This window comes from Paenibacillus sp. T2-29 (genome assembly GCF_052921365.1).
On sequence record NZ_JBREVE010000001.1, the window covers coordinates 535,420 to 548,406 of the forward strand.

The following is a 12,987-nucleotide window of genomic DNA, read 5'->3' on the forward strand; positions in this document are numbered from 1 at the left end:
TATAATGGCACGTTACACTGGTCCTAAATTTAAATTGAGCCGTCGTCTCGGTATTTCCCTGAGCGGCACAGGTAAAGAATTGAAACGCCCTTTCCCTCCAGGACAACATGGTGCAAACCAACGGAGAAAAATCAGTAACTACGGTATGCAGCTTCAAGAAAAACAAAAGCTGCGCCACATGTACGGTTTGGGTGAAAAACAATTCCGTACCCTGTTCAACAAAGCTCAACACATGCACGGTATCGCTGGTGAAAACTTTATGTTCTTGCTGGAAAGCCGCCTGGACAACCTTGTATTCCGTCTTGGCTTTGCTAATTCCCGTGCAGGCGCACGTCAATTGGTAGCTCATGGTCACGTTACTGTGAACGGTAAAAAAGTTGACATCGCTTCTTACCAAGTAAGCCCTGGCGACGTGATCGGTCTTCGTGAAAGAAGTCGTTCCCTGTCTTCCATCAAAGAAGCTTTGGAAAACCGTAACCACTTGGTAGCTTACCTGGAGTACAATGACGCAGCTCTGGAAGGTAAATACATTCGTTTGCCTGAGCGTGCTGAATTGTCCCAAGATATCGATGAAAAACAAATCGTCGAGTTCTACAACCGCTAATCCTTGCATTAGCACCAAAAAGCACCCGAATTCATTCGGGTGCTTTTTATATTCCCCACATATTAAGCCTCAGATTTTTATTCAATGGGGATGTACACTTTTATATTCAAATGATCAGGATAGGAATTCATCACGTCCGTAATTTCAAAATCAGGCCCCTCCCTCCGTTCAAAATTAGAGTTAGGAAGCCATGTGCCATAGATAAAATCTCGTATATTCTGAACTCGTCCTTTTGAACCTGAAGCGTCAAACTCAGCATACTTGCCTGCTGGAATCTCCATATATATGAAACCCTCTGCCAGTTCTTTTGACTCTTTTTCAACTTCCTCACCCACCACAAATGAAAATGCACCGTTATCTTCAAATCGACAGGCAATCCCATATGACATTCCCGGAGCGATTTTATTCGGAATACACATAAAATATTCATGTGCGCCAAAGTGTTCATAAAATCCTGGGATTTCTTTATAGTGCTGCTCATTATTCAGATTTGTTTTATATTCATATCCTACAATTTTGGTCGTTTCGAGTTGCAATATCACAGGCTTGTTCACCTCTAATTCCTCCGTTGCGTTTTTTTGGTAATCCAGAAAATTGATTTTGCTTTGACCAGAAAGCTCAATATCACAGTTACGATATTTCCCAGGGGTGATCCCAAAACTTTTTTCAAATGCGCGAGTAAAAGCTTCTTGCGAGTTGTACTGATACTCAATAGCAATGTCCAATACCTTTTGATTGGATTGCTTTAGCCGTTTAGCCGCCTCGGACAATCTTCTCCTTCTTATATATTGTTGCACTGTAAAACCCGAAATGGCCTGAAAAACCCGCTGGAAATGAAAAGCTGAAAAGTATGCTTGTGAAGCAACCTCGGCAATTTTTAAATCCTCCCGGAGATTCAATTCAATAAACTCAATCGCACACTGAATTCGTTTAAAGTAGTCCATATAATCCTTCCCCGCACTTGTAATTTATCTAGCCTACGCCCACATTGGGCAACCCACGTATTCATTATGTATAACTCTTTACCTACTTGTTTGATTATTTGTGCTAAGTTTACCACGGCTTTTCACTTGGCAGAAATAAAAAAAGCAGCACTGAGATGTAAAATCAATCTCAACGCTGCTAGTGAATGTATTTTAATTATCCAAGCTTGATTTTAGCAAATTTCCGTTTACCCACCTGTACAATGTCGCCTTCTTGCGGCTTGTATGCTTCGTTCACATCGGTCCACTTCTCTTCATTAATTTTAACCGAACCCTGCTGAATACTACGCTTGGCCTCACCGTTAGATGCTGCAAAGCCTAGATGAGTCAGCAACTGGATCACACGAATGCCACCTTCTTCTAGCTGATCTGCTGTCAAGGTGAATTCTTCAATATCATCAGGAAGCGCGCGTTGTTGGAATACGGTCACAAAATGCTGCTTGGCTGCTTCCGCCGCTTCTTCACCGTGGTACATGCGGACTAATGTTCCGGCCAGTTTCATTTTGGCATCACGTGGATGCACAGAACCCTCCTTAACACCTTTCGCCAGCTCTGCCAGCTCCTCATTGGTAATATCCGTTGCAAGCTCAAAATATTTCAGCATCAACTCATCAGGAACGGACATCGATTTACCGTAAATTTCGTTTGGCTCCTCATCCACACCAATGTAATTCCCCAAACTTTTGCTCATCTTCTGAACGCCATCAAGACCCTCAAGCAGTGGTAATGTAATAGTTGCCTGCGGCTCCACTCCGTATTCCTTTTGCAGGGTTCTGCCCATCAGCAGATTAAACTTTTGATCTGTCCCTCCCAATTCTATATCACTTTGGAGAGCCACAGAATCCATGCCCTGCATCAGCGGGTAAAAGAACTCATGGATGCTGATCGGCAAGCCGTTTTGGTATCTTTTTGTAAAATCATCCCGCTCCAACATACGGGCAACCGTTACTTTAGCAGACAGAGTTACCACATCCGCAAAAGACATCGGGCCTAACCATTCAGAATTGTAGTATACCTTTGTCTTTTCAGGATCGAGAATCTTAAAGATTTGTTCCTTGTATGTTTGTGCATTGCGCTGTACATCTTCCTCAGTCAGTTGCTTGCGGGTCTCCGATTTACCTGTCGGATCACCAATTCTGCCTGTAAAATCTCCGATAATCAGTTGCACTTGGTGCCCTAATTCCTGAAACTGGCGCAGTTTGTGCATAACAACCGTATGTCCGATGTGAATGTCGGGCGCAGACGGATCCAGACCCAGCTTAATTTTGAGTGGCTCGCCGCTAACAACCGATTTAACAACCTTACGCTTCAGCTCATCCTCAGGTACAATTTCCGCTACTCCACGACGTATCACTTCTAGTTGTCGTTCTACCTCTGCCTGTTGCTCAGGCTTCAATTCTTCCCACTTCATCCTGAATCCCTCCTGTTTTTCATCCAAAAATTACTATTTCAACAAACCAAAAAGCCCCTTTCATCCCAAGGGACGAGAAGGAGCTGCTCGCGTTACCACCCTAATTAAAGAAACGTATGCAAAAGCAAACGTTTCTTTCACTTCATTCCTATAACGGGTCTACACCCGGTACCGGATTACTATGATGAGCTTCGCAAACCTGCAAAAGCCTTCCATTCATCCAGACAGCTCCAGACGGTAATTCAAAGGAGGGACGCTACCGATTCACACCACCCATCGGCTCTCTGCACAACGTGATTCCGCCTTCTACTGAAGTCTTTCTCTGCTTTTCACGATATTTACTTTGACCTATTTATAACACACTGTTTTTATGTAGTCAACGACACCAAAAGACAGGCTTTTTAGCATATGGGTTCATTTTGTAATTTTATGCTATAATAATGGCTGTTATAAAGGAGGAAGACTTAATGGTTGAAGAAAAAAACAATGTATCAGAGCCAAAGCCTTCCCGCTTACGGAGAACCATGCGAAGGCTCGGCCGTGTCATAAAGTGGGTCGTCATCATCGGTTTTATGGGAGCACTATTCGCAGGAGGAACCGCCGCCGGCTATATTGCTTCTATTGTAAAAAACGAGCCCGTGCGTTCCAGATCTACGATTCTACAGGAAGTAGATAAAAATGCAATTACAGGCTTCGCTTATTTCAATGATGGCTCTCCCATCGGGCAGCTTCGGACCGAGGAAGATCGAAGACCTGTTACATTTAAGGAGATTCCTCAGCTCGTCATTGACGCAGTCATTGCTATTGAAGATAACCATTTTTACGAGCATAAAGGTGTCGATTTGTCGGGAACGCTGCGTGCTGTGAAGCAAAAGGCACTACATGAATCCGTACAAACTGGGGGGAGTACTCTTACCCAGCAGCTTGCACGTCGTGTCTTTTTAAATCTTGATCGTACGGATGACCGCAAGGTCAAAGAAATTTTACTATCTCTGCGCCTTGAGCGCTTCCTGAGCAAGCAGCAAATAATTACAGCCTATCTCAATAAGGTACCCTTTGGTAACGGATCAAGCGGTTACAACGTCTTTGGTATTAAAGCAGCGGCCAAAGGTATTTTTAATGAGAATGATTTGGGCAAGCTTAATGTAGCCCAAGCTGCCTATCTGGCAGGCTTGCCACAACTCCCTTCTTCTTATTCTGCTTACAACGGTAAAGGCGAATTTAATGAAGCTGGTTTTAAAAGAGCGATCAACCGCCAGCACCTGGTGCTCAGCCGAATGCTGGAGGAGAACAAAATCAATAAAGCACAATATGATGAAGCGATGGCTTTTGACATCAAAAAATCTCTCGCACCACGCACTGTTAAGGCTTATAACACCTATCCATATCTTATGATGGAAACAGAGCGGCAAGCTGCGCAGGCACTCATGTCTGTCACCAATCCGAGTCAAAAGGCTAATGCCAGTGCGGATACCAAAACCAAGGATGATAACGACTTGCTCAAAGAAGCCGAACAGCAGCTTCGCACAGGCGGCTATATGGTATATACCACCATTGATAAGAGCGTGTACAAATCTATGCGTCAAATTGCAGAAAATAAGGACAACTTCTCTGCTACTAGTAAAACCAAGGGTGACGAGCAAGCGGCAGCCATTCTGATTCAGCATAAAACCGGCGCCATTCTCGGTATGATGGAAGGTCGTGACTTCCAAAAAGAGCAAATGAACTATGCTACCCAGATGGTACGCCAGCCGGGTTCAGCCATGAAACCGATTGCTGCTTATCTGCCTGCTTTGGACAGCGGTCTTGTACAGCCTGGCACGATTGTGGATGATGCCCCTATTATTTTGAAGGATGGCAGTAATGGATATCACATCCCGAAAAATTCCAACAACCGCTACCAAGGATTAGTCACAGCGCGTTATGCACTGAATCAATCGCTAAATACGATAGCACTCAAGCTGTTTAACGAAAAGGTAGGGATCAATAAGGCGTGGGCTTTTGCTAAAAAACTGGGTATTACCACCTTGGAACCAAGCGATAACAACGCCCAAACCGGTGTACTCGGTGGCTTGGCCCACGGGGTAACCGTTGAGGAGCTCACCAATGCATATGGAGCCATCCCAAATGGCGGTGTGTTTAATGATGCCTACATGATCGAAAAGATCGTGGATTCGCAAGGCAATATTGTATACAAGCATCAGCCTAATCCTGTGCAAGCCTTCACACCACAAACCGCCTACCTGATGACGGATATGTTACGTACAGCCGTATCGGAAGGCACAGGCAAACTGGTGAAACGTAACTTTAATCAATCCGGCAAGATTCCGATTGCCGGTAAGACAGGCACTACGCAATCCTACACCGATGTGTGGTTCGAGGGTTTTACACCTGACGTCACGCTGGGAGTGTGGGTTGGTTACAAGCAACCTGTCAATAAGCTTGAAACGAAAGCACAAAAAGAGCGGGCTCGTCGTCTATGGGCTCTAATCATGAATGAAGTAACGGCTAAAGATTCTCAGTTATTCCAAACGGATAGTTTCAAGAGACCTGACGGTATTGTAAGCCGGACAGCATCCGCTTATGGTTCAGACATTTATAACAGTAAATATTTACCCAAAAACAGTGAAAATGGCGTTACCCGTGCGAAATATATTACCTATCAGGGTGTAAATTACATTCCACGTGATGGTACGCCAGATGATATGTTGTATGAACGGACCGTTAGAAAACGGGAAAAGCCAATCTCAGAATTGATTAAAGAGCTTCAGCAAGCCTTTACAGTGATGAGACGGCATAATTCGTTGTCCTACTATCTGCCTCAAGATGCAGATAAAGAAGCTCCTACTCAGATTGATCCACGCAAGGACGATGGGGCAGCTCCTAACGCTCCATCTAGCGTCAGCGTAAGCTATAGCGACGGCAAGGCCATAATTAGCTTTAGCCCAAGCGGAAACAGTGATGTTGTAGGTTACCGTCTATATCGTTCTACAGATGGAGGCAGCTTCGAGCGGCTTGGCAAGGTTGTCATGGCTGATGGCTCCAAGGTATTCTCCGACAGCCCTGGTGGAAGCAGCGCAAGTTACTATGTGACCGCCGTTGATGTGGGAGGACATGAGTCTGGACCAAGCAGCAAAGCAGACACAGCACCTGTAGTACCACCTGCGGATTCTGAGTCACCAGACGCTCCGGGCGAGGGAGATGAAACAGGTGCGCAGCCTACAGAAGTTCCTACTGCTCCTGAACAGCCCCAAGCTAAAGCGGCAGGCACGTCCGTAGTGCTCCAATGGAGTGCAGGAAAGCCTGCGGACGCTATAACAGGCTATAACGTATATTACAGTGAAAGCGGTGCGGAGCCTTTTAAAAACATAGGCTCTACCGCAAACACCAACTTTGAGTATAAACCAGGCCGCAAGCCCAAAGGCTGGTTCCGTGTTACTTCCATGAATACCATGGGGGAATCGGCTCCTTCTGGAGCCGTTCGTCCATAGTTCAAGACAAAAACAAGAAGCAATATTTTGGGTGAGATGAATGAGTTCACCCTAATAAAAAAGGGAGTCTTCATAGCTATAATGGCTATGGAGACTCCCTTTTTAGTGCAAACATGCATCAATTCAATCCTCAATGGTAGACAGGTCACCTGTAGGAAGGTTAAGCTCCCAGGCTTTCAGCACACGTCTCATAATTTTGCCGGAACGGGTTTTGGGTAACTTTTCCTTAAATTCAATTTCACGCGGAGCAGCATGAGCAGACAGCCCTTCCTTGACGAAGCGGTAAATATCCTGTTGTAACGCTTCTGACGCGGTATAGCCATCACGCAGGGCCACAAATGCTTTAATGATCTCTCCTCGAACAGTATCTGGTTTCCCAATGACTCCAGCTTCCGCTACAGCAGGATGCTCCAGAAGCTTGCTCTCCACCTCAAAAGGTCCTATGCGCTCTCCGGAGGAGTTGATAACATCATCAATTCTTCCCTGAAACCAGAAGTATCCGTCCTCATCCATGTAAGCCGAATCACCGGATACATACCAACCGGGAAAACGGAAATATTCCTGGAACTTGTCTGGATTGTTCCATATACGGTTCATCATGGATGGCCATGGTGTACGAATCGCCAAATGTCCCATCCTATTAGGAGGCAACACCTGGCCTCTGTCGTCCAAAATAGCTGCCTGAATACCTGGGAGTGGCTTTCCCATCGAGCCTGGCTTAATCGGCAGCTCTGGGTAATTACAGATCAACTGTCCTCCTGTCTCCGTCATCCACCAAGTATCATGAATACGCTGTCCGTAGACTTGCCACCCCCATCTCACCACTTCAGGATTGAGTGGCTCCCCAACGGATAATACATGCCGCAAGCTGCTGAGATCATAATTGGCAACAACCTGCTCCCCTGCGCTCATCAGCATCCGAAACGCCGTAGGAGCACTATACCAAATCGTCACTTCGTGACGTTCAATCGTACGGTACCAGTCCTCTGGGCTGAAACGGCCTCCACGGATGACATTTGTTGCTCCATTTAGCCAAGGAGCAAAAATGCCATATGACGTTCCCGTAACCCAGCCAGGGTCCGCAGTACACCAATATACATCATCTTCCCGCAGATCCAGCACCATTTTACCCGTATAGTAATGCTGAATCATTGCATTTTGTACATGATACACGCCTTTGGGCTTGCCCGTTGAGCCTGATGTATAGTGAATAATTAATCCATCTTCACGACTCAGCCATTCGGGCTCAAGCTCTTCTGAGGATGTGAGCATTTCCGTTTCGAAATCAATAATTCCCTGCTCCCGTTCGTCCATATCACCGACCACAAAAATATGACGCAACTCAGGAAGCTCCTCACGTTTTACCCGTGAAAGAAGCGCAGGTGTGGTTACTAATGCCACCGCCCCGCTATCCTCCAAGCGATCTTTAACCGCCGTTTCCATAAACGCCTCAAACAGTGGACCGACAACAGCGCCTACCTTTAAAACCCCAAGCATACTAATGACCAGTTCAGGTGAACGCGGCATGAATATAAACACCCGTTCCCCTTTACCAATACCGTATTTGCGCAGCACATTTCCGAACCTGTTCGAGCTGGCACGAAGCTGAGAAAAAGTGTAGGTTTCATGACGGTTTGCATCACAATACAAAAGTGCTGCTTTCTCACCCCGACCTTCCTCTACATGTCGATCAATCGCTTCATGTGCCATATTCACTTTGCCTGTTTCATACCACGTAAAATGACGTTCTACATCTTCCCACTGAAAGTTGTTGTAAGCTTGTTCATAAGAGCCCATGTTGGATGTGGGAACTACAGCCTGGAGTTCTTCAATCTTCATGCGTTCAGCCTCCTCACAATGGAATAATGAGAATTACACAGAACAAAATAGCGCTTATAAAATTAATGGTGCAAATGATTTCTTTTGATTTGTGGTTTGATTTAAAGCACTTAATTGTGAACAATTCGTGTCTAAATCAGTATATCATAGGTAAGGATGTGACGACCATCCTTTTCATTTATTTGTTTTTTTGTTATAAGTAGGGGATATGAAGAGCTACTGATGGCAAACAAGGAGGTCGCACCCATGCAGCATTTAAAATTGTACCACTTGGACACGCTGGATCACAACGGACAAACCATCCATGTAGAAGGACCGGTATCCGCTGATCGATTGCGTTCATTTCAAATGCATACGCAATTGGATGCCTTTCGTAAACCAAAGGAGCAATTCGAGGCGCTGGTGGAAATTTCAGAACTGCCAGAAGGCAGAATTATCATTGCCCATGACGGAGAAACCCTTCTGGGATACGTTACTTTTCACTATCCTGATGAGATGGAACGCTGGTCGGAAGCTGGCATGAAGGATTTACTGGAACTCGGAGCTGTCGAGGTAGCCGATGACTATCGCGGACTGGGCCTAGGTAGCCGAATGATTCGGATTGCCTTTGAAGACGGACAGCTCGAATCCTATATTATTTTTACAACCGAATATTACTGGCACTGGGATTTAAAAGGCAGCGGTCTTTCCGTATGGGAATACCGCCGCATGATGGAACGCCTAATGAAAACCGTAAATATGATATGGTACGCCACGGATGATCCTGAAATATGCTCACATCCTGCGAACTGTCTGATGGTACGAATGGGAGATGATGTGCCCCTCGAATCACGAGAACAGTTTGACCGCATCCGGTTTGTCCGAAGATTCATGTATTGAAAAAATTACACCCTTAATCCAAATGCTTGAGCATGAACTCCACAATACGGTGTGAACGATGTGAAGCTTCCACTGTAAACTCAGCATAATTCACGTGAGCCGATCCATCAGCCTTATCTGACATAGATCGTAGGACAACATAAGGCACAGCATTCATATGAGCTGTCTGAGCCACTGCGGCGCCTTCCATCTCGGTACAAGCACCGTCCATTTCTTGATGCAATGCTGTTACTATCTCACGGCTTGCGACAAATTGATCGCCTGAAAGTACTTTTCCGACAATATATCGATCTCCAAACGATTTGCAGGCTTGTTCAGCCAGACGGACAAGTTCGGGATCGGCCGCGAACTCTGAGGTGTCCTGATAAGGAATGACCCCTCTGGCATAACCCAAAGGCGTTACATCCATGTCATGTTGCATACATGTTGATGAAATGACAATATCCCCAATGTTTAAATCCGGGTGTACCGCCCCTGCCACTCCCGTGAATATAATTTGTTCTACGCCAAAATGATCAATCAGGATTTGTGTTGTTACCGCAGCATTGACTTTGCCCACACCGGACTTGCAGACAACCACCCTTTGTCCGTGAATCATTCCTGTAGTGTATGTGATTCCCGCCTTGGTCGTCTTACTTGCTTCCGTCATCGCCGAGAGCAGCAATTCAATTTCTTCATCCATAGCACCTATTAATCCATAAAGTCGGCTCATTACGCATCCCTCGTTTCTTAGTTTGATGATGATTTCACAAGAGAATATGTATCTACGAAAAAAGCTCCGTCAAAGGAGCTTTCATCGAAGGTATATCCTATTCAGCACTGCCGCTAGTCTAAATAATTAACTGATAACCGTAAAATAGTTTCGTGCGGCAAAATAACGCGAGAGTTCTCCACGTTTTCCTTCTTCATCAGCTTGGTTAGCAAACGCATTGCCACCGCACCCAAATCGTACATCGGTTGTGCGACGGTTGTCAGCTGAGGACGAACCATGGAGGCCATGCGAATATTGTCAACACTAATTACCGAAAAATCATCAGGTACTTTCAATCCCTCATCCTGAATGCTATGAATCGCACCAATTGCCATTTCATCTGTAGCGGCAAAAATAGCACTTGGTTTCTTCTTCAGACCGAGGAAGTATTTCATGGCTTCAACACCGGATTCATAGCGGTAATTCCCGATTCGCACGAGATCTTCCTGATAATCAATTCCGGCTGTTTCCAATGCTCTCTTGTAACCTTGGAAACGTGCATAACCATTTGCAGGGTCTTGAAGCGTACCACTGATCATTGCGATTTGACGGTGTCCATGGCGGATCAATGTGTTAACCGCATCGAAAGCAGCGGCTTCATGGTCAATATCGACCGAAGGATAGCTACCTTTTTCATCACTCGTTGCACATAGAACAATAGGGACAGCAGCTGTGTGGAACGCTTGAATATGCTCGTCCGTTACTGTGCCGCCCATGAACAGAAGCCCGTCGACTTGCTTTTCAAGTAACGTATTGATAACACGGATCTCTTTTTCTTTCCGTTTGTCGGCATTACATAAAATGATGTTATAGTGATACATATTTGCAATATCCTCAATACCGCGCGCAATTTCTGCAAAAATTGAGTTCGATATATCCGGAATAACAACGCCAACAGTCGTTGTCTTCTTGCTGGCCAGACCTCTAGCTACCGCATTTGGGCGATATCCCAATTGTTCAATCGCTTCGTACACCTTCTTGCGAGTTTGAGGTTTTACATTAGGATTATTGTTAACTACGCGGGACACCGTCGCCATTGAGACCCCAGCTTCGCGAGCTACATCATAGATCGTTACCGTCACATTCCTTCTCTCCATTGCCAATAAATTTTCAACCGAATCCTAGATCAACTAATTAGAACCATGATACGACAAAATACTACTTTATGCAACGACAGCACTCATTCTATCTATGTGAGATGATCGTGGAGCGCACGGGCTGTAATATTCGAATGGGATGTATGCCAGACAGCCTCCCCGTCCTTGACTAAAATGGCTTGCGGCGATTCATGTTTCACCTGAAGCTTGTCCGCAGCCGCATTGGACACCGGCCGATCTTCTACTACATAAATGATACCGTATTCAATATTTTCGTGGGGAGCACCTTCCAAATAAGACTCCACTTCCTGGTATGCGCCTGCACTTATCGGACAACGTGTGCTGTGCTTAAAGAGGAGTAACGGTTTGTCTGATGACGCTTCCAGAGCCGTATTTAATTGTTGAATAGTAGTCATTTTCGTCATCGTCGCCATTGGATATACATTCCTTTCTGTGTCTTGTCGTATGGCCTATTCTCATCGTAACAAAAAGAACATGTAAAATCCAATGGTGACCATGAAAATTTTCATATTTTTTAGTTTTTCGTATTCGTGAACACCGATTTACTGGTAAAACCGGATAATTGAACCAATCTTTTCTCTACATCATTCATCCAGTCTTCATCTCCTAGGCTTCTCGCATAGCGATAAAGATCCAGCAAGAGATTAATTCGAAGCTCCATTCGCTCCTCCAAAGCAGATTGCCAATCAACATTGGGATTGTCCGCTTCCTCCAGTACAAGCTTGCGAATAATTTCTGCCAGTTCATTGTTGCGAGCAAAAGATATTCGCCGGGGCGCAGGTTTGCTCCCTAGACTTTGTAGAAGTTCCTTAATGTCCTTCGTCACATGTTGCAGAACCTCACTGGAAAAGCATGACGGGCATGAAAATACAGGAACATGCAAAATTTCAACCTTACTCGCATATATTACCTTTCGTAATTCCAGTCCCATCGGTTCACCGCATTGGCATTGCTTTTGCACTTTTACCACCTCATTACATAGGATCAAACTATATAAGGATCTCTTCAGCATCCAGATATATCTATCTACTAGTCTATAAAATATTTGTTAACTCTATAAAATCTATCATACCTTTTTTTATTTCGACTTTGGGGTCTCAAATCCTTCCACAGATTGCAGCAATGAACAAATTACCAAGGCATTAGAGGGTCAAAAAATGACGGCGATTGTTGTAAAAGAGCGACTCCTACCTGAGAATCTGCGAAGGAATGGACTTCGGGCTTACTTTTTCTTAAGATGTAAAAGTACAGATTACAAAACAAAGGTGTCATATGTGACCCATGAAAGGATGGTTAGATGTCAAGACTTGCCGGAAAAAAGGTCATTGCCCTCGTAGATGAGGAATTCGAGGATCTGGAATTATGGTACCCGGTGTACCGTGTTCGTGAAGAAGGCGCAGAGGTACATTTAGCCGGTGCTGAAAAGGGGAAAAAGTATATTGGAAAATACGGCGTACCTGCTGAAGCAGAATATGCCTTTGAAGAACTCAATAGTAGCGATTATGACGGTATTCTTGTCCCTGGTGGTTGGGCGCCCGATAAACTGCGCCGCTACCCCAAGGTTATTCAACTTGTACAGGAGTTTCATGCCGCACATAAACCCATCGGACAAATCTGCCATGCAGGCTGGGTACTGATTTCTGCTAAAATATTGGATGGTGTTACAGTCACCTCCACACCAGGTATCCGTGATGATATGGAAAATGCAGGAGCAATCTGGAAGGATGAAGCTGTTGTGACAGACGGACACATTGTATCCGCTCGTCGACCGCCCGATCTTCCACCTTACGGAAAAGCGTTCTGCGATGTATTAGCTAATAGCGCTCGGAAATAAGATATGTAGTCCGCACATTTAGGACTTGAGTAACCTTATCTATGGCTATATCGAAAAAGCACCTTCAAAACCACTTT

The 12,987-nt window shown here is 45.1% G+C and carries 11 protein-coding genes and 1 other annotated feature; of the genes, 4 read left to right on the plus strand and 7 right to left on the minus strand.

Features of this window, described 5'->3' with window-relative positions:
• The first annotated feature begins 4 nt into the window (after positions 1 to 4).
• Positions 5 to 604 (plus strand): 30S ribosomal protein S4, encoded by a 600-nt coding sequence (rpsD, locus tag ACU1JV_RS02965; protein ID WP_013371873.1) that lies wholly within the window; start codon positions 5 to 7, stop codon positions 602 to 604.
• A gap of 77 nt (positions 605 to 681) precedes the next feature.
• Here the strand turns inward: rpsD and ACU1JV_RS02970 are convergent, their stop codons facing one another.
• Together ACU1JV_RS02970 and tyrS are read right to left on the minus strand one after the other, a co-directional pair.
• Positions 682 to 1,548 (minus strand): AraC family transcriptional regulator, encoded by an 867-nt coding sequence (locus ACU1JV_RS02970; protein ID WP_413986612.1) that lies wholly within the window; start codon positions 1,546 to 1,548, stop codon positions 682 to 684.
• A 196-nt stretch (positions 1,549 to 1,744) separates the two neighbouring features.
• On the minus strand, positions 1,745 to 2,998 hold the full coding sequence (gene tyrS, locus ACU1JV_RS02975; protein WP_013371875.1) for a tyrosine--tRNA ligase: 1,254 nt from the start codon (positions 2,996 to 2,998) through the stop codon (positions 1,745 to 1,747).
• A gap of 65 nt (positions 2,999 to 3,063) precedes the next feature.
• Positions 3,064 to 3,330: a binding site (T-box leader), on the minus strand.
• 135 nt (positions 3,331 to 3,465) lie between these two features.
• Here tyrS and ACU1JV_RS02980 point away from each other — a divergent pair.
• Positions 3,466 to 6,489, plus strand: coding sequence for a transglycosylase domain-containing protein (locus tag ACU1JV_RS02980; RefSeq protein WP_413986613.1), 3,024 nt, complete (start codon positions 3,466 to 3,468; stop codon positions 6,487 to 6,489).
• A gap of 123 nt (positions 6,490 to 6,612) precedes the next feature.
• Here ACU1JV_RS02980 and acsA read toward each other — a convergent pair whose 3' ends face one another.
• Positions 6,613 to 8,328 carry an acetate--CoA ligase gene (gene acsA / locus ACU1JV_RS02985; protein ID WP_413986614.1) on the minus strand — a complete coding sequence of 572 codons (1,716 nt, stop codon included), beginning with the start codon at positions 8,326 to 8,328 and terminating at the stop codon, positions 6,613 to 6,615.
• A 246-nt stretch (positions 8,329 to 8,574) separates the two neighbouring features.
• Here acsA and ACU1JV_RS02990 point away from each other — a divergent pair, with 246 nt between their 5' ends.
• Positions 8,575 to 9,207 carry a GNAT family N-acetyltransferase gene (locus ACU1JV_RS02990; protein ID WP_058829830.1) on the plus strand — a complete coding sequence of 211 codons (633 nt, stop codon included), beginning with the start codon at positions 8,575 to 8,577 and terminating at the stop codon, positions 9,205 to 9,207.
• Positions 9,208 to 9,220: 13 nt separating this feature from the next.
• Here ACU1JV_RS02990 and ACU1JV_RS02995 read toward each other — a convergent pair whose 3' ends face one another.
• The 4 genes from ACU1JV_RS02995 to ACU1JV_RS03010 form a co-directional block, all read right to left on the minus strand.
• On the minus strand, positions 9,221 to 9,919 hold the full coding sequence (locus tag ACU1JV_RS02995) for a 5'-methylthioadenosine/adenosylhomocysteine nucleosidase (protein ID WP_413986615.1): 699 nt from the start codon (positions 9,917 to 9,919) through the stop codon (positions 9,221 to 9,223).
• A gap of 113 nt (positions 9,920 to 10,032) precedes the next feature.
• Positions 10,033 to 11,040 (minus strand): catabolite control protein A, encoded by a 1,008-nt coding sequence (gene ccpA, locus ACU1JV_RS03000; RefSeq protein ID WP_013371881.1) that lies wholly within the window; start codon positions 11,038 to 11,040, stop codon positions 10,033 to 10,035.
• A gap of 107 nt (positions 11,041 to 11,147) precedes the next feature.
• Positions 11,148 to 11,489 (minus strand): bacillithiol system redox-active protein YtxJ, encoded by a 342-nt coding sequence (gene ytxJ / locus ACU1JV_RS03005; protein ID WP_413986616.1) that lies wholly within the window; start codon positions 11,487 to 11,489, stop codon positions 11,148 to 11,150.
• A gap of 101 nt (positions 11,490 to 11,590) precedes the next feature.
• Positions 11,591 to 12,037, minus strand: a complete 447-nt coding sequence (locus ACU1JV_RS03010; protein ID WP_013371883.1) for a hypothetical protein — start codon at positions 12,035 to 12,037, stop codon at positions 11,591 to 11,593.
• Positions 12,038 to 12,373: 336 nt separating this feature from the next.
• On the opposite strand from ACU1JV_RS03010, the gene ACU1JV_RS03015 reads away from it, so the two are divergent.
• A complete protein-coding gene (locus ACU1JV_RS03015; protein ID WP_413986617.1) occupies positions 12,374 to 12,910 on the plus strand; it encodes a type 1 glutamine amidotransferase domain-containing protein in 537 nt (178 codons plus the stop codon).
• The last annotated feature ends 77 nt before the right edge of the window (positions 12,911 to 12,987 follow it).